The organism is Mucilaginibacter sp. CAU 1740, assembly GCF_039839285.1.
In the GTDB taxonomy this organism is placed as follows: Bacteria; Bacteroidota; Bacteroidia; order Sphingobacteriales; family Sphingobacteriaceae; genus Mucilaginibacter.
In genome coordinates, this window is sequence record NZ_JBDOQS010000002.1 from 122914 (window position 1) to 148512 (window position 25599).

At 38.4% G+C, this 25599-nt stretch carries 15 protein-coding genes and 1 tRNA gene; 10 read left to right on the forward strand and 6 right to left on the reverse strand.

Annotated elements, in window-relative coordinates:
- Positions 1–114: 114 nt before the first annotated feature.
- From AAFN85_RS04985 to AAFN85_RS05010, 6 genes are all read left to right on the forward strand, one after another.
- Positions 115–1101, forward strand: a complete 987-nt coding sequence (locus AAFN85_RS04985) for an LLM class flavin-dependent oxidoreductase (protein ID WP_347525876.1) — start codon at positions 115–117, stop codon at positions 1099–1101.
- A gap of 187 nt (positions 1102–1288) precedes the next feature.
- Complete coding sequence (locus AAFN85_RS04990) at positions 1289–3223, forward strand: hypothetical protein (protein WP_347525877.1); 1935 nt, start codon at positions 1289–1291, stop codon at positions 3221–3223.
- A 104-nt stretch (positions 3224–3327) separates the two neighbouring features.
- A tRNA-Ser gene (locus AAFN85_RS04995) sits at positions 3328–3417 on the forward strand.
- A gap of 245 nt (positions 3418–3662) precedes the next feature.
- Complete coding sequence (locus AAFN85_RS05000) at positions 3663–4883, forward strand: site-specific integrase (RefSeq protein WP_347525878.1); 1221 nt, start codon at positions 3663–3665, stop codon at positions 4881–4883.
- 316 nt (positions 4884–5199) lie between these two features.
- Positions 5200–5652: a helix-turn-helix transcriptional regulator gene (locus tag AAFN85_RS05005; RefSeq protein ID WP_347525879.1), complete on the forward strand. Its 453-nt coding sequence runs from the start codon at positions 5200–5202 to the stop codon at positions 5650–5652.
- Positions 5653–6208: 556 nt separating this feature from the next.
- On the forward strand, positions 6209–6790 hold the full coding sequence (locus AAFN85_RS05010; RefSeq protein ID WP_347525880.1) for a hypothetical protein: 582 nt from the start codon (positions 6209–6211) through the stop codon (positions 6788–6790).
- 520 nt (positions 6791–7310) lie between these two features.
- On the opposite strand, the gene AAFN85_RS05015 is transcribed toward AAFN85_RS05010, so the two are convergent.
- From AAFN85_RS05015 to AAFN85_RS05035, 5 genes are all read right to left on the reverse strand, one after another.
- The gene (locus AAFN85_RS05015; protein ID WP_347525881.1) at positions 7311–8135 is read right to left on the reverse strand and encodes a hypothetical protein; all 825 of its coding nucleotides are present in this window, start codon (positions 8133–8135) and stop codon (positions 7311–7313) included.
- Between the two features lie 597 nt (positions 8136–8732).
- Positions 8733–10400: a hypothetical protein gene (locus tag AAFN85_RS05020; RefSeq protein WP_347525883.1), complete on the reverse strand. Its 1668-nt coding sequence runs from the start codon at positions 10398–10400 to the stop codon at positions 8733–8735.
- A gap of 4 nt (positions 10401–10404) precedes the next feature.
- A complete protein-coding gene (locus AAFN85_RS05025; RefSeq protein ID WP_347525884.1) occupies positions 10405–12924 on the reverse strand; it encodes a hypothetical protein in 2520 nt (839 codons plus the stop codon).
- A 239-nt stretch (positions 12925–13163) separates the two neighbouring features.
- The gene (locus AAFN85_RS05030; RefSeq protein ID WP_347525885.1) at positions 13164–13733 is read right to left on the reverse strand and encodes a hypothetical protein; all 570 of its coding nucleotides are present in this window, start codon (positions 13731–13733) and stop codon (positions 13164–13166) included.
- Positions 13734–13738: 5 nt separating this feature from the next.
- A complete protein-coding gene (locus tag AAFN85_RS05035; protein WP_347525887.1) occupies positions 13739–14677 on the reverse strand; it encodes a hypothetical protein in 939 nt (312 codons plus the stop codon).
- A 1297-nt stretch (positions 14678–15974) separates the two neighbouring features.
- Between AAFN85_RS05035 and AAFN85_RS05040 the strand changes: the two genes are divergently transcribed.
- The 3 genes from AAFN85_RS05040 to AAFN85_RS05050 all read left to right on the forward strand — a co-directional run bounded on the left by AAFN85_RS05040 (position 15975) and on the right by AAFN85_RS05050 (position 20297).
- Positions 15975–16337 carry a BlaI/MecI/CopY family transcriptional regulator gene (locus AAFN85_RS05040; protein ID WP_347525889.1) on the forward strand — a complete coding sequence of 121 codons (363 nt, stop codon included), beginning with the start codon at positions 15975–15977 and terminating at the stop codon, positions 16335–16337.
- A gap of 359 nt (positions 16338–16696) precedes the next feature.
- On the forward strand, positions 16697–18595 hold the full coding sequence (locus tag AAFN85_RS05045) for a M56 family metallopeptidase (RefSeq protein ID WP_347525891.1): 1899 nt from the start codon (positions 16697–16699) through the stop codon (positions 18593–18595).
- Between the two features lie 10 nt (positions 18596–18605).
- Positions 18606–20297 (forward strand): S41 family peptidase, encoded by a 1692-nt coding sequence (locus AAFN85_RS05050; RefSeq protein WP_347525892.1) that lies wholly within the window; start codon positions 18606–18608, stop codon positions 20295–20297.
- 238 nt (positions 20298–20535) lie between these two features.
- Here the strand turns inward: AAFN85_RS05050 and AAFN85_RS05055 are convergent, their stop codons facing one another.
- Positions 20536–20715, reverse strand: a complete 180-nt coding sequence (locus tag AAFN85_RS05055) for a hypothetical protein (protein WP_347525893.1) — start codon at positions 20713–20715, stop codon at positions 20536–20538.
- 331 nt (positions 20716–21046) lie between these two features.
- Between AAFN85_RS05055 and AAFN85_RS05060 the strand changes: the two genes are divergently transcribed.
- Positions 21047–25405, forward strand: coding sequence for a caspase family protein (locus AAFN85_RS05060; RefSeq protein WP_347525895.1), 4359 nt, complete (start codon positions 21047–21049; stop codon positions 25403–25405).
- Positions 25406–25599 lie beyond the last annotated feature (194 nt).

Below are 25599 nucleotides of genomic sequence, written 5' to 3' on the forward strand. Positions count from 1 at the left end.
CTGTTAAGGATGAGGTTTGTCATATTACTGCCCCTCGGCTTCAATCATGACAGGCAAAAGTAAAATTCCCCATAAACGGGCGAGCGGCAACCGATTGCTCTTTACATTTGGTGCATGGCATCTATTAAATATTCAGTTCTCGACCTCGCTACGGTAGTGGAGGGGCACACCATAGCAGATAGTTTTAACGCCAGCGTTGCTAACGCCCAACAGGCCGAGGCGTTTGGCTACACCCGGTATTGGTTTGCCGAGCATCATAACATGATCAATGTAGCCAGTTCGGCAACCAGCTTGCTGATTGGGCATGTTGCTGGGAAAACCTCAACCATCCGGGTAGGTTCGGGTGGCATTATGCTACCCAATCATTCGCCGCTTGTGGTGGCCGAGCAGTTTGGTACCTTGGAAACCATGTATCCCGGTCGTATTGATCTGGGTCTTGGTCGCGCCCCTGGGTCAGATCAAACTACGGCATATGCTATCCGCGGCGAAAATATGGGAGCCGCTTTTCATTTCCCACGGGATGTGCAAGCGCTGGAGCATTATTTTGCCGGCGATCATCCAAATGGCGTTAGTGCCGTTCCCGGCGAAGGGCTTGATATCCCTATCTGGATCTTGGGATCAAGTTTAGATAGCGCCAGGCTGGCCGCCGAAAAAGGTTTGCCTTATGCCTTCGCCAGTCATTTTGCTCCGGCTCTCTTTTTACAGGCCATTGATCTGTACCGTAAAAACTTTAAACCATCACAATATTTACAGCAGCCTTATGTTTTGGCCTGCGTAAACGTTGTGGCTGCCGATACCGATGAGGAAGCGCAGTACCTGGCAACATCACTACAACAACTGTTTAAAGGCATTGTTACCGGGCGTCGCCAGTTGTTGCCGCCGCCGGTTGAAAGTATGGAGGGAATCTGGAGTTATCAGGAACGTGAAGCCGCCATGCAAATGTTAGCTTATTCATTCTTCGGAAGTAAGCAAACTGTAGCTAATAAACTTGGCGATTTTATAACCCGTACGGGCATCAATGAAATAATGGCTTCATCGCATATCTACAGCCAGGAAGCAAGGCTTAAATCGTATCGTTTATTGGCTGAGGTGCTGCAATAACTTCGCTCAAAATAGAGTACAACTATAATGTTATTTATACTTTACAGGAAGTTTTTAAGATAGAGATAATCATCTATATTAGCTGACATAAACCTAAGATTGAAAAAATGAACGAGTGATACGATATACTGCGTCACCCGTTTATTTTTTTAACCCGAATTATACCTGTTAAATTGACATTATTTATATGAGAAGATTTCTGCTGCCCCTAATTTTGTTAGGTAGTTTGGCCGTTCACGCACAAATTAAACCTGTTGGTATCTTACAAAACATCAAAAATGCCACTGCCAAAACGGTTAAGGACTATAGGCTGATCACTGCCAAAAGCAGCAATAGCCCAATCGAGTTTAGTTTTCAAACCAATACCTGCGTTGGTATAAGCAGGGATAATGATAAATGGTACGTTTTGCCATTAAATGCTTCGGGCAAAATCAGCGCGAATACTAATTTATGGGTGTTACCGCAGGATGCATTATCAAAAGAGCAGGCCTGGCTCATTAAATTAACAGATAAAGATTCTGTTACTGCCATTACAGAAGGGGGCAAATTAAAAGTTACGATATATTCCCCGAAATTTGAGTTGCACACTGCCGAAGCCCGCCCCCACAGCGATTGTTTTAATAACCGCTATACCTTAAGCATACAAGGTGGCGATGCCCTTGCAAATACCCTGGCCGGTTTTTATTGGGGAACCATGCTGCAATCGGTAATAGAAAAAACTAAAGCTAAAAACTATCCCTATTCAAGTGGCTATGTGATCAGTACGTTAAATCCAAAGGCCTATGCAGGTTCGTACCCCGATGTTGATCATGAGTTTCAGATCAAAGGGCGACTGGCCTTTGGTTCTGATCTTGATATCGATGTGGTGAAACGAATGATTGAGTTGCAATTTAAACTGATGCAGGATGATCCTGAAGGCTTATTTCGTAACCCCTGCTCTGTTCAGCCAAGTGGTGAGCGTGAATACCATATCCGCCGCAACAGCCAAAACAATAAGGTGAATGCCAATATGTTTTTACTAACGGGTAATATGGAAGTATTGGAAGAGTCGTTTCATTACTTTGAAGCTACCAAAGATTCAGCCTGGCTCAGTAAAAATATCGATAACCTTGAAAAAGCAGCCGCACTTACTATTGCCAATACCGATCAGTACGGGCGGGTATGGTCGGATGTGTATTATGAAGACCAGGTAATGAATGATGGTCGCGAAACCATGTCGGGCGCTTTGGCGGCTTATACTTTTAAACTGTTGGCTCAAATGGAGAGTATTTTAAATAGGGGAGAGCAGTCTGATTACTATACCGGCTTTTCAAAAAAGATAGCCCAGCAACTGGTTAAACCATTACCACAGGGGTTTTGGGATGAGAAGGGGCAGCACTTTGTTGATTGGGTAGATAGAAGCGGGGATACGCATAATCATATCCACCTACTGGCAAACATCTTGCCTGTAATGTTTGGCTATACCACCGAAACGCAAACCCAGGCTGTAGCAAAACTGATCAACACGAACCTGGCCGAGTTTCAAAGGTTTCCAAGTTTTATATCTGCCGATGTTGCCGGTTATGATAAAAATGAGATAGGCGATGGCGGCCCTTACGATCTTTGCGCTGCCGGGCGCTACTGGTGGTGGGATGCTTCGTACTGGAAATGGCGCGGTAATAATGAGATGCTTGATAAACAACTTAAAACGGTAGCTGCCGAGTCGGTAAAAGATTCGTACTACATGGGCGAACGGTACGATATGAACCACGTGTACTACGTTGATAATAAAGATTGGCATGGTGCCGATATGTATTACGAATACCCTTGTGTTTATACATCAATACTGATAGATAATTATTTAGGTATCCAACATACCCTAAATGCCGATCTAAGCATTAAACCACATCTTAACGGTTATGGTACGGTCGAATTTACCAATCCGCTGTACAACATCCGCTATTCAATAACCGCTAAGGGTTTTAAGCTTAAAAACCTATCGAATAAACCAAGGCGTTTCGCTGTCGATCTTTCTTCGCTTTTTAAGGAAAAACAATTGAAACTGGTAGCCGGTGTAAAACAAGAAACTAATGGAGTAATTGAATTAGCCGCAAATGGCGAAGCTAATTGGGTTTTAAAATAATCTTCACTTTAGTAAATCTGCTAATGAAAATCTCCTCCGAAATCATTACTTTCGCAAACTTTTTAAAAAAACGAGGCCAGTCCTCGCCAGTAAATAAAGTATAAGGAGAGGTGTCAGAGTGATCGAATGTGCCTGATTCGAAATCAGGTGTACTGTAACAGGTACCGGGGGTTTGAATCCCTCCCTCTCCGCCAAGTATTATTCAATTAGGATCAAAAGCGCTGTAAATAAACCATTTACGGCGTTTTCTGTTTTTAGCCCATACCAAATTAAACCAATGAATCGCTTTGCCCCAGTGACCTGCCGGTGACCTTTTTTAAGGTATTTTTGCAGGTCACCGGAACGCTTATAAGTCACTGTTATTGAGCCTGTTTAATATTTAAACATCTTGATTACAGGAGGATATGTAACTAATTTTATTCACTTAAAAGCTTCAGCGATGAACAAATCTTTTAACCTCCTCTTTTACGTAAAGAGATCAAAAACAAATGCCGAAGGCCTCGCCCCCGTTTACCTGCGTATCACTATCGATGGCGTGCGCATCGAAGTCTCCTCTAAACGCTATGTTAATCCCGACAAATGGAATACAAACGGCCAGAAGTTAACCGGGAACAATGAGGATACAAAAAGCATCAATGCCTACCTGAAAACATTAGAACACCAGGTATACGATGTTCACCGAGATATGATGGAGCATAAATTACTAATTACTGCTTCCAACTTAAAAGACAGGCTCCTCGGCGGAAAACCCTCGCCCGGAAAAATGCTGGTGCCAATATTCCAGGAACATAACCGTCAGGTTGCAGCGCTTATTGGCAAAGAATATGCAAAGGGGACGCTTGACCGGTACGAAACAAGCCTGAAACACACACAGGCGTTTTTGCAATGGAAATTTAATTCATCAGATATTGACATCCGGGCGATTGATCATGAGTTTATTATGGCCTATGATTTTTATCTACGTTCGGAAAGGAGTTGCAACAATAACTCAACCGTTAAGTACCTAAAAAACTTTAAGAAGATCATTCTGATCTGTATTGCCAACGGCTGGCTTGAAAAAGATCCATTTGTCAAATACAAGCCGAAAGTTAAAGAGGTTAAAAGAGATTTCTTAAACGCTGAAGAACTGGAGATAATGGCAAATAAGAAACTTGTCAGCGACCGCGTATCACAGGTAAGGGATATTTTTCTTTTCAGCTGCTACACAGGCTTAGCTTATGCTGATGTTAAGAAATTAAAACGTTCAGAAATCGTAACCGGAATCGACGGACAGAAATGGGTTTATACAAGTCGCCAGAAAACAGATACTTCTTCCCGAATTCCTTTACTTCCCCAAGCAATGGAATTAATGGCAAAATATGAAGAGCATCCGCAATGCGTTAATGATGGTTTATTGCTTCCTGTGTTGAGTAATCAAAAGATGAATAGCTATCTGAAGGAAATAGCTGATGCCTGTAGCATCAATAAAGAACTAACCTACCACATAGCCCGCCATACTTTTGCAACAACCGTAACGCTTGCAAATGGTGTTTCTATCGAAAGTGTATCTAAGATGCTTGGCCATTCCAATATTAAGACGACACAGCACTACGCTAAAATACTGGATGCGAAAGTCAGTGAGGACATGGGCAAGTTGAAACAACGGTTTGCTGGGAGGTAATTTATTATGGGATAACACCCCCCGCTTTATACAAGGCGGTGAATAATTTACCACTTATTCACCATGTAAGCAACCACCTGTGTTAAGCCGGATAAAATGAAAAGGCCGGGCGAGCAAAAAAAACAAAACACATCCGTCCGCTTGTATAGCCTTTTCATTTTATCCGGCTTGGCCTATCTTTGCGACTATGATGAATAAGGTACATTGAGGTAATTTATTGTCGCTGTATCCCCATACTTCTAAATTAGCTGCTAACTCACCTGCTTATAATTTTTATTATCTTTGACTATATCATAATTATAAATACTTCTAACCAATGACTACAACTGCCGAAAGACCAAATCAAGTACACCATGGACGTAATGTTAAACGTTTCCGTGAAATGCTCGGGCTAAAACAAGAAGCCCTTGCTTTGGAACTTGGAGACGACTGGAGCCAGAGGAGGATATCACTGCTTGAAGCTAAAGAAGTTATAGAGCCTGAGCTATTGTCCAAGGTAGCGCAAGCTTTGAGAGTTCCGGAAGAGGCGATTAAGAACTTTGATGAGGAAAAGGCTATTTATAACATTCAAAATAATTACGAGGGAGCTAACGCGGGAAGTGGTGCTTTAGGTCAATATCAAAATTATCACGACTGTACTTTTAACCCAATAGAGAAATGGTTGGAAGTTTTGGACGAAAACAAAAAACTCTACGAGCGTTTATTAAACAGCGAGCGCGAGAAGGTTGAAATACTCAAGCATGCATTAACGGATTTTGCCAAAAGATAAGTTGATTCGTTATATAACAGCGTTAATTTCCAGCACTTGAGAATAATACTACGGTAGTACGGATTATGGCTGACAAAGAAGTTCAAATAGCTCTGTTGGCCACATCCAGCACCCCATTAATGCCGTATTTCGTCTTAAGTGTTTGAAAATCTGTTAATAAGTCTTCTGTTGGGGCATACAGCTCATTAACCGTATACCAAACTTTATAGTGGATATTATGACCTTCTAAAGATAAGTATATCGCTTTTTTTTAATAGAGTAGTTGTAATCATAAAGCTTGTTTAAGTGAATAAATGAATTATGGAGCATCAACACGCTTATAGCAATCAAGTGCAAGGAGCAACGGAATAAATGAGAGGTTGTGCGTTGGCTTGTGTTTATGCCGTAGTTCCTTGCCACGCTTCAGCAGCTATAAGTGTAACTTTGCCTAATAATTCATTATTATTTTTTCAACTACGTCATTTGATATAATTCGCTTATTACTAGGTCGATATATTTGATTTTGCTATTTTTGAGTAGAAGTTTTATTTAATTATTAGAACCTAAATCAATAGATATGGCTACTAATCACGCAAGAAATAGATCAGTTTTTAAAAGAGTTTTAGTTAGCGAATCCTTTTTAGAAAAGCTTTTTTTGCTTTTAGCTACTGCAATACTATCAGGAATTTTAATACCCTATTTTACCAATAAAATACAAACAGATAAAGCGAGAAATGAAATTGTTCTCCAGTCACAAAAAAATTTGTTAAATGATATTTCAAAGACGCTTTTAACTTATGAAACTCTTTTGTTAGATATTAGTTGGTTTAAAAATAATATCGCAACAGATTCGGCAATGCATGAACAAGCTTTTAAAAATTATACGAGTCGATCTGTTGATTTGCTTACAGATTGGAGAGTAGAATCTATCAAAGCAAAAGATCTTGTTTCTGAAGATATGAGCAAGAAACTCGACGTTTTTCAGCTTAAAATGTTTAAGCTGCAAGATTCTCCTATGAATCGTTTACACAAACAAAATGGAAACAATGAAGAATGGGCGAAATTACATAGGGTTAATGCTCAAATGCTTAAGGAAGCGACAGATTTGATAAGTGACCTGGCAAAAGAAATAAAAATTACAAAAAGCGATTTGAAATAAACGGCTAAACTTATACCCTAAATAAATGGGGTGTTAGCCCCCTAACTAATCAACCGTAGTTGTGTTTTGAAAAATCAATTCTCTGTCCTCGGGATTGAGAAATGTTTAATAGCTACACTTACACCACAAAAAAGGGGTTTTTACCCCACTATCAATCAAGTGTAGCAGTATAAAGTTATTGGATAAAAATTAAGTTTGGAGTGATAAAAGCCAGTTCAACCAGTTTCATCTAAAAGGTAGACTTACTAATTGCCTTTCTGATAAATTTCAAGTTTGTGTAAATGCCATTATAAGTTAAGATTGATAAATCAATTAGAAAAGTGGAATGAGTGCATAGGCGCTCAATGTTGAATTTGATTGTTAGTTTGGCATCTCCTCCACGCGACTTAAAAGGTCACTGAAACTATATCCATTTGAATAAAACTACACGTAAGGTAGACTATAACAGATGGAATTAATCATACAAGAAACCGAAAACGCGTATCAGATTTAATGTATTTAAGTAAAGACTGACAAATGATTATTTAAGGTTTGGATAGACTCTCTCAACAAAATATCTTCCTGCTATGTATTCGGAGAGCGATTCTGAAACAAACAAGGGGTTCGCTTCTTGCACATATGAGGTTACACCTCCGTCTAAACTACTTTGCTTTGGTTTTTCTAAAGTTGAAGCGTAGTCCAGTGTTACGATTGATTGGGTTGGAAAGAAACCGGGAATTATACAATTCACTCTAAGCTGGCTCCTGAGTGTTATCGGTGTATTGGTTTGCAGTTCATACGATACCGATTTTGAACCATTTGAGATATTTGCAGTTAAACTATATTCGATGCCCATGGTATTATCTGCAATGGTTTTCACGAGTACTTTAGCAATGTCACCTGTATTTATCGCCGTTAACTTGATGTTGATAGCCTTGTCAAACTGGTCAGTAGTTAAGAATGTGTTTTGCTTTGTTATAATTAAAAAACCAGTCCATGGCCATGGGTGATTGACGGACTTATAAAGTTCTGTGCCATAGGTTAAGGAAGTTTTAGCAGGTTGAGCTAATGCATTTCTCTTAAATATCATAGTAAGAGTAGCACCCTTCACTGTAACCGTATTAATACTTCCTGAGCCGGTTACAGTCTCAATAGCGGCATGGAATAATGCTTTATTACAGTCCCCTGTTGAATTGTAATCGGAATAGTTAACATCGAGCGAGTTTACTTCACTTCCTTGATGTATATACTTAGCATCGATGGCTTGGCTTAATGGGGATTGGATTACCGAAATAGAATCATTTTTTTTCGAACATGAGAATAAGATCGATGCTCCTAAAAGGGCGAGAATGATGTTTTTTTGCATTTAAGGTTATTTTAAGTTTAGGTACCGAGCAGCCTCATCGGGGTTTAAAACACAATAAGCGCAAGGACTGAACTAAATTTGTGCTTAGAGGTCTGGCAAAAAGCCCGTGTAACAATAAACAAGCCAGCACCTACGCTTATTGCGTGGGCGTTGGACTCATCTGTTCTCGTTACATTATTGAATTTCGCCGATTCCTAAACCAAGAACAAACAAAGCTTAACGCTTATATTTTCGATATAATGATATTTCTATGTAGTGTTATGTTGAGGGTTCCTCCTGTTTTTATGCGAAGTTAACAATCTGTTTCGAACTAAGGGAAAGTTAAACTGTTCGATTGATTGATCGATTGATTGATGCTTAAATTGAGCAGTCAATCCTGGAAGTTGGATTTGGCTATTCAACCAGCTCGCTTTAAAAGGTAACTGAAGCAAGTGACTTGTTGTTCGATTCTTAGTAGAGTTGTTTATAGCTTTCAAATGGAGTTAATAAGATTTTAACCTGGCTTTTTATAAAATAACTACGGCAGTGCATTATATAATCGATGCCTTATAATCGTCCTGGTTACCTTTTAATATGTTAGGCGCAATGCCATATGCTTCAGTTTACCTGAACATCTCCTCTATAAGTATTATATAAATTTTGAGGAACTTCTTTTTCTATTATTGAATCGATTAATGATATAAGGTTGGCTTCATATTTAGGTTTAGATACAATACACTTGATGGTGGGACTATAAAATTCATGCTCGACATGTGTATAATCGCTTTCACCTGGATAAAGTAACACTATATGGTTAGGCTTTTTGTACTCTTCGTTCTTTATTCCTGTATTTAAAAGGTATTTATAAATACAAGCTGGTAAATGTTTATCGATTGTAGTGTGCTCAAACGAATATTTTGAGTCTAATATAAAATATCGACTATCATTCTTTTTTAAAATCTCAATAATAAAATCCGGCTTATAGTATCCATTATCCAATCGAATGAGTTTGGTACTTCCTTCGAGGTTTGGGTACTTTAATTCGTAAAAGATATTAATATCAACCAACGTTGAAGAATATGAGATTTTGCTCATAATGCCGTCTATTCTAGATGATTCTGCATTAACATTAAAATATTCTAGGTTTAACTTGTTTGAAAAGCAGGATACTATATGGTGGAGATTGTAAACTTCATATAGGTGACTTAATTTTTTTATGTTTAGTAACTGAAGTTCGCCATTAAAATCAAATTTCAAATCGCGAAGATTTTTGGTTAACTTAAATGCAAGCTGATAATGAATTTTACTTTTAAATACAGGAGTAACTATTGGTTTTTCATTTTTGTAATTAGAGTGTTTAAATGCGGTTTTATAATTGGTAAATAATCTAATTAGCTTTTTTTCAATTGACTTTGAATCTTCAAACAATTTCAGATATGGAATTTTTCTCAAATCTCTGAAGTCTGCAAAATCACTATCTAGACTTTGGTTTAAATTGACATTACCAGCAATTTCTTGCTTTAATGCCTTTAACTGTGAAAGGATATTAACAAAGGCACCTAATATGATTTGATTTTCATAAACGTCATAGGATCGATTGTTGCTTTCTGTTTCAATTTTATCAACATATCCATAGGATTGCTCGATTTTTATAGCTCCGGGGAAATTAGAAAGCGTTCGATCAAATTTTACAGCGTCCAAGTTAGTTAACAACCAATCGACAGTACGAGCAGTAACATTTTCAGGTAAGTAGTCTGTTTTTTCAGTATATTTTCGTAATACAGTATGTGGGTTAGAAACAAAAAATGGTAATAGCCTTTTAAGCGAATCATGAAAATGATTTGCGAAAACTAAGAATTTTGAAGTTAAACCGAAGTCAGAACCGTTCTTATTTACATTTGACTTTAGAGTGCTTTTTGAAAAAAAATTATCAAAAATTTTATTTTCACTTTGCCATAAAAATAGTAGTATATCTTCTATTTCCGAAAGTTTGAATTTTTCAATTAAAATATTGAATTTATAACTGTGCGATCCAATGGTCAAGTTTGCAAATCCAAAAAAGTCTTGAAAGAATTTTATTCTATTGCTTTGAAGCTTTGCATTTTCAATTTTATAGTAGGCTTTATTTATAGGAATATCCTCTATAAATATAAATTCCTTGTGAGACGACTCTTGGATATTATCTACTACAAATTCGTAGTCCCCCATCTCAAGCACATTGTAAATCTCATTAACAGGCTTAACTTCTTTTTTTGCACTACCTGAACAGTGATAAATCTTAAACATAAAACTACGTCAGAAAATAGTTAAAATTATCTTCAAAAATTTCCCCTTCCGATCCAGCTTGTATTATTTCCTCGACAATGCGATTCGATATATCGAATTTATATTTTTTTAGTAGGACCGACAACTCCGTTAACTTTTGCTTTGCGTTGGGCCCTTGAACCCTTATTAAAGGCAAAAGCCTTTGAGATATGCAATAATCAAGAGGTTTGTTGTCTTCGTACATAATGTTTTTTGCAACTGCGCAATATCTTTTAATTGCAATCTCCACCCTAGGGCTTATGAAAATCTTTATGCTTTCGAAAATCTTTTTTATCTCCTTGTATTTTTCTTCATAATCGGTTGTCCATGATATTGTTCTTGATTCTGAAAAATCGCGAAGCTCAAAGAGTTCGATGCAATGAAGGAAGGGTAGGTTTAGACTTTCGATTTCATTGTCATGAAGATTCTCGATCTCAAATGCCTTAGGATTCATCTTTATAATATTGGCTCTATCTATTACCCTCGGAGACAACTCTTCTGTTGTTTGGTCGTAATTTATGGTTCCAATGAACCTCAAGTTATTAGCATATTCTATCGTTTCAGATTCTCCCAAATTTATTTTTAAAAAATTATTTTTATTGCAGGTTGAGTCAGTTAAATTATAAAACAACGACCAATAATGTTCTAAAGGACTTAAATTAGCCTCGTCGAGTAATACGTAACTTAGAGGCGATTGAAGAAAAGTATTATTAGCACGCTCCCAATCGAGTTGTTTTAAAAGGCTATACAAATTAGTTGACGACGAATGAAATTGTTTGGACAATGGATTAAAAAAACCAATTAAATCCTTTTGGGAAGTCCATCCTCTACTAATTGAAATTTCTTTATTTCGCTCTTTTGGTGATAAAAGATTAGTCAATAGCCTCACTAGCGAAGTTTTTCCGGTTCCTGGTAAGCCTGCAAATAGCGTCAAAGTATTTTGATGTATAGATATTAATAAATTATCTATAAAATGTGTTTCAAATTTTCGATTGTTTTTTTCCAAGATGCCAATAAGCTTATTTTTAAAAGCTTTGTACACATCCAGTTTGTTTTCGTTCGTTAAAGGGGATATGTCTTCAATTTGAAAGTTTTTAAATACAAATGTTTTTTTAGTTCCTTCTAACGATAAATCTCTACCACTTATAAAATCATAATGCGTTTTATGTTTGATTAGTTCACTCAACTGTTTTTGAGCATTTTCTTGAGTCTGTCCAAAAGACTCCTTTAGCATTTGTATTGAAGTATCAAGTTCTCTCTCAACGATTTTCTTTTCCCTTATTTTATTTTCTGTTTCTTCTAGATCAAGCGATTTCTTTTCCCTTTCTATTTGTATTTCTTCATCGAGCTGTGCTTTTCTTTGCTCAAGATCTAAAATTATATTATCAAGCTCTGTTTTACTTTTTTTAAGCTCATCTTCTTTTACCTTTGATATGTTTTCAAGCTCGTTTCGAAGAAGATTTACTTCATTTTGAACGCGCTCTAACTCATTCTGTTCTTGAGTTTTTTTCCCCTCATACGACACTATCTCGGTTTGTAAGGTGAGCCTTTCCTCTTTAAGGTTTTCAAGATCCTTTTTTATATAGTTTAATTCTGGAAGAATTTTCCCTAAAGTAATATTAGAAAATAGATCCTTTTCGGAGTTTTTTAATAGAGACTTTAATCGTTGATTGTTTTTTTCATTTGCTAATAATCGATCAGACGTTGATGTTTTTTTTATAAAGTCCATCAACTTAGTAAGAACCTCTGGATTGTATTCATCGGGGTTGTTGGAAAACGAAGAGACGAATTTTTCTATAAGTTCTTCATCATTAATAAATTCAACTTCTTCAATAAGTTTTAGTTTGTTAAAATTGGGCACTATTATCTTCCGTAATAAGCCATTTGCAGAAAATTGTATATATGTCTCGTCATTTATTTCATAATTTCCGAAACGTCTCCAAGGGCTTTTTCTAATAATAATATCTCCGGAACTATCTGCCTTGATCGCATTAAAAGGCCCAAGCAATGTACCTTCGGTTTCAACGAAAAAGGAATTAGTACTTTGTAAATAAACATCCTTAATTAATATGCCTAATAATGGATCGGATACGCTAAATTTGGATTTCCCTTCCTCGATTTTCCCTTCAAATACCTCTATGATCTCATTATCGGATAGCTCATGCACATTTGTATGAAACGTTAAGCATCTGGGAAATGTCGAACCTTCGTAATATTTGTCGTTTCTGATAATCGTTCCCGTGGATATCTTGATAAGCTGATTAAGCGAAAATCGCTCACTTAATGGTATTATATCCGATAAAGTATTTTTTGTCGCTAATATCTTTTCTCCCATTTCATACTCATCAATGTCTAAAACTTTTCCATTGTTGTTGTACAATATTGAAATCAAACTCGAATTAGGATATTCTTCATCCTTTATTACAAGTACAAAATCGTTGTCGCTAAACTTGTATTGATGGTCATTAAAACTAAATGTAGATTCACTGAGGTTTCCCTTTTCCATTTTGCTGATAGGTTTTATTCGGCTATTATAAGAATTACAATTTTTAAATATATAAATATCATACCTCTATCTAGATATAATCGATTGAATTATTAATCAGATGATGAATAATTTAGAATCGCAAGATTAATCTTATGGATAGAGCAATCCGACCGTGAAGAAACAGAATAGTAAGAAGTAACTTCTTAAAAGTTGGATGTGTAGAATAAATTAGATAATACAAACTGATAGAGATTAACTTAAGGCGTGCGGCGAGTTTTCATAATTTCTTCTTTTTTTAGAATCTCGGAGTTTCTAGTAGAGATACTCCAGAAGAATAATCCAATGATACCTGTTATAACCCCACTGATTAATAACCATATAGAATAGCAATCATAAGTATCTGAATGGTCTTGAAGCAATCTGATTTTGGTTTTATTGTATTTAAGGATTATATCCTTAACCTTAACTTGTTGAATGTCTTTCTCTAAATTGTCGACGTTTTGGCTAAACGTTCGTTTGATGCTATCAATTCTTTTGTCAATCTCCTTAACTTGAAGTGATTTCTTGTTTGATTTAGACGCTTTTAAAGCTCTAATATTTGACATAGTTGTAGTTTTTAAACCTCGGCAATCGGCTATTTTAGCCTGCAACACTTCAATATCCCTATTTAAAAACTCGGCTTCTTTATTGTAAGTATTAATCTCAATTTCCAGTTCTTGTTTTTTTTGCAATGGATAAACCATAGAGAAGCATATCATTACAATTCCTCCAACAAAAAGAAACTTATAAAGATTATCACTAGCGGAAAATAAACTGCTAAAATCCATAAGAATTACTTAAAAGCATTAATGTTACTCTTGTCTACCTTTAGTTCTTCAATTTCTGTTTCTGCCTTTCTTATCGTATCCTGATGTACTTCAACAAAAGTATCCAACTTTTGTCGGTCTTGCACAGTCATCTGATGATTATTTGGAGCACAGCCGCTTGCGATGCTCAACACAGCTGCGAGAATAATTAAGGTTTTACCTGTTTGAACTTTAAACTCTATTTTACCAGGAGATTGCAGATTTAACTTTATCGAGCTATTATCAATATTTTCATTTAGTTGAAATTCTCGATTGATATCTTCAGCAAGTTTCTGAATTGATTGAATAAGAGCAAGCAATGATTTTACATTGATGTCATCAGTCGTTTTTATATCCAAAACATAGTGCCCATATCCTTCTTTTATATATAAATGATTAGTCACGTTGTCGATATAATTCTCAAAACGCTTGATATTACTTATAGCATGACGAGATACTTTTATCTGGTAAAATATTGGATCTAAAGAGCTAACGTGTTTTACGGTTAGCCATTTTACCTTCTTTCTTTTGTGGTATGGACAGTTATGTGTTTGGTCAAGATCATTGTAGATTTTAGAATCTTCTATTACTCCAAATGCATATCTGGATGAACTTCTACTTGGGACAATTATAATATCGCCCTCTTTTAGGTTATTAAATCTTTGGATTTTATTGTAAATACCCGAAACAGTTCCTTTAGATTTTGATAAAGTAATATCTAGACCCTCAGTTTTCGCAATCTTGTCTTTCATTTGATCGGGAGATAGTTTCCTTATATCTTCCAAAGTAATTTGATTCCAACCAATTCCAATAAAATTATTCTCTACGAATGTGTCAAAATATAAGCCACTATCTGTACGTACAAACCAATATTGTTTGTCAGCTTGCAGATTATTGACATGATCTATTAATTCTTGAAATAACATGAATAAAGTATTAGGTTAAATGGTGGATTTAATCGAGAAATCTATTTGCTGTATTCGTAATATGAATATTTATGTTTAGATCAGACAAATATAATGTAAACTAAATTATATGTAAAAGTTCTAAAGTAATAAATCCAACTGTTTCTTTGTTGATGTTAGTTGCAAAACACACTTAATACCATTCTAAACGGAAGCACCAAAGAAGGTTGGCGTTGCCTTAAATAATTTAATATGCGAACCGCCTGCGAACAGAGCACGTTGTCTTTCAAAAGAAGCTCGATAGAGCGATTGAAAGAATGCTTCACAAGATACCGGCGCTGCATTTGACAAATAGGGTTGGAGCGATGGCCCTAAATCAAATGCTGTGACGGTATCGAAGCAACGTGCGAGACGCAGGTGAGCCTAACGAAATGAGCGACTGGCTGAATTAAGCTTTAGCGTTTCAAGCTCACCTGGTTGCCAAACCAAGCGAAAGCGCAGCATACGTGAAAGGTTGATGAAGACAGAGGCAGCGAATGTGATAAACGACTTTGCTACCACAACAAGCATGACAGGCTGCTTACGTGGTAGCCGGTGAAGATCTCCTTTGCGGGGGTTGCATGTGTGGGGATGGCAAAGGGAAATCTTTACCTAAGAGTGTGGGCGAAGCAATGGAGTGAAATGGGTGCGATAGCACTTATTGAACGCAATGTAGCCTGGCGTGATTGTATGTTTAGCTTAAGAGTGAAGAACACCGATGGACCTGGTGTGGATAGCCGATCTGCCTGTGAAATTTTTTCCGGTCATCTGTAACCGCAAAGGTAACCATCAACGTGAAAGCAGTAAAGGGACTTTCGCGGCATAAACCCACAGGCCAATCACGCACGAGTCCATTTATTCCACGTTCCCTTGACAGCTACCACGTCTCTCGCTCTTGGTTGCTTAACAGAGGATCGGCAAAATATGTATGCCCATGTTATCGAAATAAAAGGTATCTATTTGGCTTCGTAAAATATTTACCGAAGACGCAACTCTGAAATAATGAAACAGCGGATAATAGATGGACAATACCTCAGTAGTGCGGGGAGCGAGTTAATGTTTTTGCTACACAAAAACCCGAATTCACCCCGCCGGGGTGATCCGGTAACTCGCTCCCGTTGGTCGATCAATTCAGACTGAATATACCTTATGTATGTTGCTGTGATGATTACTTACGCCCGAAAAAAAACTACGACTCCTATCAAATTAGTTTTATTCCTAATAGATTAGTTGTAATACTAATTTATTAGTATTAGATTTGATTTATAACGGAGCAACCATGCAAAAATTAGCAAAAAGGGAAGAGCAAATCATGCAGGCTATATGGAACCTGGATAAAGCATTTATTAAGGAAATCATTCAGGCACTTCCTGAGCCAAAACCACATTACAACTCTGTGGCAACAATGGTCAAAATACTCGAAGAAAAGGGCTTTCTCGCCCACGAAATTGTTGGGAATATATTTCAGTATTACCCGGCAATTACTAAAGAAGAATATCAAAAACATGCGATGAAGGATGTCGTAAGCCAATATTTCGATAACTCTTATTCACGTATGCTGGCTTTTTTTGCCAAAGAACAAAAACTCACAGAGGAAGAACTGAATGACATCATTGCAATCATTAAATCCAATAAAAAATGATACCTTACCTGTTACACGTAGCATTGTTAACAACAATTTGCCTGTTTTTCTATAAGTTGTTTTTACAACGGGAAACGTTCTATCGTCTTAACAGGTGGGTATTCCTTGTATGCCTACAACTTTCATTTTTGCTTCCGCTAATACCTGTGCCAAAACAATGGTCGGTGAAAACTGCTTCCAAGCCCCCGGTTTTAGTAATTAACGATGCTCCTCCAGTCTTTAAGAACACAAGCGTTGTTCCAACTGCAAGCCAGGCTGAAAGCAAACCGGCACAGTCGCTTTTGAAACCTATTACACCTCCGAAAAACGGAGCAGCACCCATTAAGAAGTCTTTTGATAGCATATCATCATCTATTTCAATGGCAGAGGCAGCACAATGGCTATCCATCATTTATATAACCGGTGTCATTATCTTTGGGCTAAACCTGTTGCTACAGCTTATTTATACACTATACCAGGCGTATGCCCGCCCGGTGATCATTGACGGGCGGTACCGTATTGTTGAGATCAATGGTGATAAAGCTCCCTGCTCGTTTCTGAATAACATTTTTATTAATCCCGAAAAATACGATTGGGATACTTACAACCAAATTTTGATTCATGAAAAAGTGCATGCGAGGCAATTGCACAGTATCGACATTTTATTAGCGGAAGTAGCTATCATATTGCAATGGTTTAACCCCTTTGCCTGGTGGTACCGTGCCGAGCTGGAAAACAATCTGGAATATCTTACTGACAAAGCTGTCACTGACGACGAGGATATTGATCCGGCATTGTACCAGTTGAGTTTGCTTAAGGTATCTACTCCACATTTGTCGCTCCGCATCTCTACCAACTACAACCAGTCGATACTGAAAAAACGCATTATGATGATGAACATCAAAAAATCAAACCTTCACACTTTGTGGAAATACTTTCTACTGGCACCCTTGTTTGCAGGTTTAATGTGTGTGTTCAATCAGCCTGCCTCGGGCAGAAACGCAGTTATGGTTGATAATAGTTCGATAAGCATTCGTGATACACTTTTCAGGAGCAATATCGAGGGTTTTTGGTATGCCAATAAGGAGGGTGATGTGCTAAATATGGATATGAAGATCGTGATCAAAAAGCAAGACTGGAGTTACAATGGTTTCCTTTTCCCGGTGAGCGCCTTTTCATCCTTGCCGACAAAAAAACAGGGATATTTTATTGTTAAACGGGAGGCGGGCACCATTTTATTCAATGGCAAGTTTGAAGGTGACCAGGGCCTTGGCCGGTTCAAAATGAAATTCAATGAAGCATATCTTCAGCATTTGCAACAGGCTGGGATTAAGAATGCCAATGAGGATGACCTGATCGGCCTGGTGGTGAACGATGTAAAAGAAGATTTTATAAAAGTACTGTTAGATAATGGATTTAAGCAATTAACGGCCAGGCAGCTTGGCATGCTGGCTATGTTTAAAATAACGCCTTCAGAAATAAAGTTTTGGGGGCATTCGGGCTTCAAAAATTTAACAGCAGATGATTTGCAGCGCGCTAAAATCGCTAAAATAGACAGCAATTATGTTAGTGAAATTAAGAACGCAGGATATCCCGACATCAGTTTCAACGAATTATGCCTTCTTAAATCTGATAGTATAACAGCTGATTATATTAAAGGACTAACTAAGGCGAAATTAGCGGCAAGGGCACCGGGTGATACGTCCGGTACGATAATTCCCGTAAATATCATTTCAACAGCCAAATATATGCATGTTGACAGCGCCTATATGCGCGCACTGGCCGGTTTTGGATACAATTTAACGGCATCGCAACTTCATTCATTCAAAAACTTTAACATCACACCAGAATATATTATTGACCTTCAAAACTTAGGTTACAATAATATACCGGCAACTTCGCTGCTGAGCCTTAAGATGTCAAAAATAACCCCCGAATACATCAAATCGTTTCAAAGTGTAGGCTACAATAAGATCCCCTTAAATTCATTAACGCTTTTCAAGTCACAAGGCATTACGCCCGATCTGATCAAGGATTTTAGCGCTATAGGGTACACCAATATTGAACCCTCCACCTTTGTGCAATTTAGGGCAAAGGAAATCACCCCGGAATTTATAAAGGGATTTTCCGAATTGGGCTTTAAAAACATTCCGGCTAACCAGCTATTCGATCTTAAAAGCAGCGGAGTTACGCCAGCTTACATTAAATCGATGAAACAAAAAGGGTTAAACTCAAAAGACATTCAAAAATATATAACCTTAAAAAACTCATTTAATTAACACTTAACCTATGAAACCAATCCTTATTACTTCGCTTTTCTTAGCTTTTATAAGTTTTGAAGCTAAAGCACAAACACCGTTAACAGGTAGCCAGGCTTACGACAAAGCGCAAAATTTACGTGCACAAGCACGTAAATTTTACGATAAAGATAATCCACCAAAGGCAGATTGTGACAGTGCTCTGGGTATTTTAAACAGCGCTATCAATTTCCTGAATGAACCCGACGTTATCGAACTTGCACAGGATAATTTATACCTAAAAGGGCGTAAAAGCGATGTCTACTATGATATGATACTGTGCTACACGCTCAACAAGCAGTATGACAAAGCTTTGGATATATTTGACAAAATGGGTGACGAAGGCAATTACTACCGCATTGAATTTTACGAAACAGATTCATTGTTTATGCCAATGCGTTCAAATCCGCGCTTTCAATCGGCATTGAGCAGGCTTAAGTTCAGGCAGGCTCTATGGAAGGACGAATCATTAAAAACACCGTATAGGGATAACTTATCAGATGCCGAGAAAGTAGCGGGCTTATCGCTACTGTGGTCGCAAGCCAAGTATAACTTTGTAAATTTTGACCATGCTGCTATAGATTGGGATAAGACTTATCTCGACTACTTGCCACTCGTGAAAAACACCTCTTCCACGGCTCAATATTATAAAATATTACAACAGTTTTATGCGCAATTGAAAGATGGTCACTCAAATGTATACCCGCCCAAAGAATTATCAGCGGAATTTTACACACGCCCTCCGTTCAGAACCGAATTAATTGAAGGCAGAGTGTTTGTAACTCAAGTTTTTAGCGATAGTTTAAAAAAGCAGGGAATTACTGTTGGCACCGAGATATTGAGTATAGATGGCACTCCTGTCCTAACTTATGGGAAAACCCAGGTGGCACCTTACCAAAGCAGTTCTACGCCGCAGGATTTAGATGTGCGTACCTTTACTTATGCACTTTTAGCAGGCCCCGCTGCCAAACCCATTCATTTGCAACTGCGTAACAGCAAACGCAAAACTTGGCAGCAGGATGTTTCCCGAACAGGTTATCGCGATGTAAAGTACAGCATACCATCAGTTGAATACAAACGTATTGGTCAAATTGGTTACCTCACGGTAAACAATTTTGAAGACGAGAAAATAATCAATCAATTTGATTCGCTCTTTACAGAAATAGCAAACACAAAAGGCCTTGTCATTGATATCCGAAACAACGGCGGCGGTAGCAGTGGAATTGGCTATCATATTATTTCATCATTAACGAATAAGCCGTTTAAAGTATCATATTCAAAAGTCTTGAGATATATCCCCACGATCAATGGTATCCAATGGCATGAAAACCAACCCGGTGACTGGGATGCCAATGGTAAACAGTATTATGATAAACCGGTAATCGTCTTGATAAGCGCGCGCACATTTTCAGCTGCTGAAGATTTTACGGTGGCTTTTGATTTTATGAAACGCGGCCAGCTCATCGGGCAAACTACCGGCGGCAGTACCGGCCAGCCTTTTGGCTTCAGCTTGCCGGGCGGGGGATCTGCCCGTGTTTGTGGTAAACATGATGCCTATCCCGACGGTAAAGAATTTGTAGGGATAGGCATTGTACCCAATGTTACAGTAAATAAAACCGTTAATGATTTACGGAACGGTAAAGATGCAGCTCTTGAAAAGGCTTTGCAATTGCTGAATAAATAGTCAATTATATAAACAGCTTTTATTGTCCTGTATAGAATGAAAAGCTATCCCATCTATTTTCCACGTTGGTATACCGACAGGTATACTGCTTTCGTTGTCTTCTGCCTGGAGGTGTGGAGAAGTATACCGAAGGTATACGCAAAATCGCGTTAGCCCCGCAGGCCGAGCGGAAAAGTTGGGTGTGCCCGACTTCCGCTCGCTCCTTTGACTCGTCCTGAAATACGTTTACAGTTTTTTCTTATTCGTCCTGCAATAGATTGACAGCAGTACGGTAATCCTGAAATGGATTTACAATAGTACTGCTTTTATCAGGACTTCTCCATGAAGCTACTGCGGGATTGTCTTTTTTCATTACAAATGAATATTTGTTGTTTGTTTGTCGTGTTAATATGTGGGCAACGCGTAGCGTTGTCCACATATTAATGCGTTTTTCTTTTTTTGCTTCTTTTTTTCTTTTTATAAAACCTCCATTTCATGTTGATAAGTCCCCTGCCGGGACCGGGCTGCGCTGATAGTAATTTTTCCATAATTGTTCGGGTTGCGCTTTTTCCTTGTGAATAGAATTTGGCGTTAGGTTACCTGACTCGTCCTGAAATAGGTTTACAGTTTTTGGTATGTCTAAAAATAAGATAAAAAAATTATGACTTAATGACTGATAATAAATTTTCTCAAATTAAAGAAGCAAAAGTCTAAACACCTACCTTTATAATCGAACAACCGGGTTTAACCCTCAATAATTATATTACTTGATGATTGGAGAAAACCGATACCTTATCATTGGAATTGACGAATATCCGCGTACTAGCTACAATAGGCTCTATAATGCCAAAGTAGATGGCTCCCGGCTGGCAAAAGTATTAGAGGAACGTTACGGTTTTACGGCGTCGTGTGACCCAATTTACGATGTTGAGGCAACCGCGGATAATATTGTTGATGCACTACATGATCTTGTAGGTTCGGACCCGGAAGATAACCTAATCATTTATTTCGCTGGGCATGGCGTACAGCATCCCACCTCTAAAAAGGGCTTTTGGATGCCCCATGATGGCGAGTCAGATCGGAAGAAATGGATTGATAATTCAGTTGTCTTAAATTTGATTCAAGAAATACAGGCCAAACACATTTTATTGATCTCTGACTCCTGTTACTCAGGCACGTTTATTACACGCACTCGCGATGGAAAAATATTGACCTCTGAAGAATTGGAGGCTTTGGCTTCCCGATGGGTTTTTGTATCTGGTGGTGAAGAGCCTGTAAAAGATGGCACGCCGGGTGAAGGAAGCCCCTTTGGGATCGCCCTTTGCAGTTATCTGGAAAAAAACATGTCGCCAATACTGACTGCAGGTGAGTTATTTAATGAGGTATTACGTGTAGTTGAAAACCAAGGTGGCCAACAGCCCGCAGCTTCGTCAATTGAATGCGAGGCGCATAAAGGCGGTCAAATGGTTTTTCGTCTGAAGATGGAAAATAAGGGAAGTGGCGACGAGCCAGCATTTGAACGGCCGATATTTGAATTACCGGCGCCGAAAATAAAGTTCTATATTCCGAGACTTTTAAGGAAGTATGATCACCAGGAGGATAAAGAGATCCGTTTTTATCAGCCGGAAGTCGGCACCATTTATCTTAATAGCCTGATACGTACCCAAAAACGAGTGGTCGTCCTCGGCGCCGCCGGTTCCGGAAAATCGGTGGAATTGCTTTCGTTAGCACATCAATTGCAAAACGGTCGCGACCCGATAAATCCCATTTTTAAACGGTTTAATACTTACACCGAGGAGAATATTGCTGATTATCTGCCCAAAAAATGGGCAGAGGCCGATCCGAATAATCTTATTCTGTTCCTCGATGGATTGGACGAGATACAACCGAAGCATTTCCAGACCGCGATCCGCAAGATCATGACCTTTACGCAGCAAAATCCATTGGTGCGAATCGTTATCAGTTGCCGCAATAATTTTTACGAGTTGCCATACGATAATTTCTCCGGCACACTTGACGGATTTAGCGTTTACACTTTAACTGATGTATCTGTGCCTGAGATCATCAAGTATGTGACCGATGAATTTGAGTTGGATGGGGAGGATTTTATTACAAAAATTCACCAGGCCCTATTCTTAGATCTTGTTCAAAAGCCCTTTTTCCTCAATATTCTCATCCAATATTACAAGGATCATCAAAACTTCGAAAGCGGACGTGCCGGGATTATGGAGGAAGCGCTGTTGAAGTATTACGAAAACGATAAACAGCATTTTAATGCGACGGTACCGACCTTATCCAAACCCGCTACCTTTGCCATGCTGGAAAAGGTGGCTTTTGTGATGGAAGTGATCGGCCGCAATTTTTTAAACGATGAGGACATAGTAAAAATATTTCAGTCTGTGGATGAACAGCAACGTTGTAAATATTTACCAGCTTTTAACCGCGATGACGAAAGTGGTCGCTGGATGTTTGAACATAATAACTTACAGGAATATATATCTTCCCGTGTATTAGACACTAAATCAGTAGCCGAAATTGTTCACATTATTAGTGTCAAAACAACCGGCGAAATGAGGATTAAGCCTTCATGGGTGAATACTATCTCATTTTTCATGAGCATCGGGAAAGAGCAAACGGTGAAAGAATTATTTAATTGGATAATTGAGCATGATCGCGAAATCATCGTGAAGTTCGAACCGGAGCGGCTGAGTATTGCACAGCGAGTTCAACTGTTCAAGGATATATTTAACTTTTACACCAACCAGGGCATTTGGCTGCGCTCTAATAAATTTACCGACGTTGACCTGGCACGCTTTGGTGAATCTGCCGAAGTTTTGTCTTTCTTGTTGGATGTAATCAATTCTCGTACCGGTGGGCGTGTTGGAACACTTAATGCCGTCCATATTTTATCGCATTATCACATCCGCAGATTCTATAACAGGCACGAAATGATCAGGGATGCTCTGTTAGGCTTGTTGGAAATTCCGGAAGTAGCGGCTAATGATGCTTATACGATCATCGGCGCGCTCTCTGAATTGAGGATTACCAATGATGGCGTTATTGATCAGATCGTGAGCAAATATCGCGAACGTCGGAACCAGTACATACGCGCAGCGATGTACAAACTGATCATCACTGCGAAAAAGGTTGACGAGTATATAGATGTTTTTATCGACGGTATCGATTTTTCAGATCTGGAATCACCGGCGAGTGATCGTGAAAATGTTAACCTTTTCGATGAAAATCTATTATTAAAAATTGGCCTTCAGAATGTAAAAACCGCTGAAGGATTAAAAATACTGCTTGAAAAACTTGTTGATTCTCAGAACAAAAGGGAATTGCTTACCTCAGACTACAAGGAGGTTTTGACCAAGATAGTTAACGTCGGGGCGATACTTTACCACGATCACAACGAAATATTTGATGCTATTCTTAAATTATTTATCGCCGATGCCGCTTTCTATCATTCGCCTTGGGACTCTCCGTTGGTTGCTTTTTTTGAAAAGACAGGGACGCGTTGGCAGGCCTTCAAAGAAGTTTCTGAGCGGCAAGATATCGAGGACTACGTGAAGGGCGAAACAATGAACAAGTTGCTAAACACTGAAGTGATCCAGGAACTCATCATGCATATTCAACGTGACGACGACTGGCAAAAGAAATTGAATGAGTTCTACGAATTCATTTTTTGGAATAGACGTTTCAGTTCGGGTGGACTTGATTTAATCGAGCAGTATGAAATAGCTGCGCTCGACGCCTTTGGTGTGAAACTGGAACGTCCCGTTTATAAGGATTGGCAAAAAATCCATCGCTTTCGAGAACAGGAAAGCTTCAATTTGTGGTTTGATGATACTGCAATGCTTGGGGAGATTAGTCGGGTATTTAAAGAAAGCGGGTTAACAGAAATTAACCGTGAAAGCTTATTTAAATTCAATCACCAGGACGGTATGGCCGTCGAGGAAAAAATGCTGGCATCGGTTCAGTTGGTCTTCAATGCTTTAACCCTGCGTGGCAGGATCATTAATGAAAACGAGATCATAGCTTTTGTCAAAGAGAGCGAAGAGTATCAAAATTTACGGATCGGCCATATCCACTCCGATCTGGCTAATCGTAAAGGATTGATGGTAAACGACCAGCAGATCGCATTTATTAATGAATGGGCGCAGACCAGAGGTAACAACAGAAAATTACTTTGGACTTTTATGGTACGTTTCAACCTCAGATTGCCGGATGCCAAGGTACTTGACCTTACAAATTATAGCCACTTGAATTATGATGTGAAATTATCTGATCCAGGCACCATTGAGGAATTGGAAAAGTTTATCACGGTAGCGAAAATAAAAGAGAAGGTTGCCGAAAATATTCAAACCCTGCCAAAGGAACAGCTGGCCTGGGTAAACAATGCTGCTTATGCACTTCGGAAAGATGTTATTGAAGTCTATGGTGATATTGTAGATCGTTTACAGGCTGCCTCAGATTTTGAGTATAAATTCGGGGAACTGTTAAATATTTGGTTTGCAAGGACCAAAGATATCGAACGCCTTAAAAGTTTGATCTTGAATATTCAAAGCAATTATCTGCGCCGGGATGCGGTAAAGATCGTCGAAGATAATAATCTTGAGCCTGAGTTTTTGAACGTGCTTTTCCATGATATTTTAGCCAGTGAGGAAGAGTCGTTAGACGAAAAGATCTATGCGGCTAATCACCTGATGCGACAAAATGATCTCGATGGATTTAATTTTATGGCAGACCTGATACTACGGGATCCCGACCCGAATTTTGATTACCGGTTGAATTTGGGAAGTATGTCATTGGTCAAAGACGTCGCTGCGATTCCCAAATTAATGGAGATGTTAAAAATCGCCAAACAACCGGAATATAAACGAGATATGTTCAATGATTTTGAAGATCGGATATTGAGTACGCTGCGCTTTATTGGTATTCAGTCAACCGAGAATTTTGTTGCCGTTAAAGCAGCTGTTGAAACGTTCATTGAAGAAAACGCCAGCACCATTCCCACTGTTAACTTTCTGCACTTTGTGATCGCTCAGATAGAGGAACAGATAAAAATCAAGGAGACAGAGAATATGACCGTCGACGAGGCACTGGCTCATTATGGAAAGCTTTTTTGATTAGCCTGAATAATGTTTTTTTAAACCCAACCTCCTAATAAACGAATCTGGAAAACTGCCGGTTACATATTTAAGACCTCGTCATAATCATTTCATCTTCAATAGTGAAATTGAATTAGTTGTCGGAGTAGTTACGGCAAATTAAATGTTTAACATTTGAATTTTTTCTGTTATTATTGTCTATTAAGCGATGG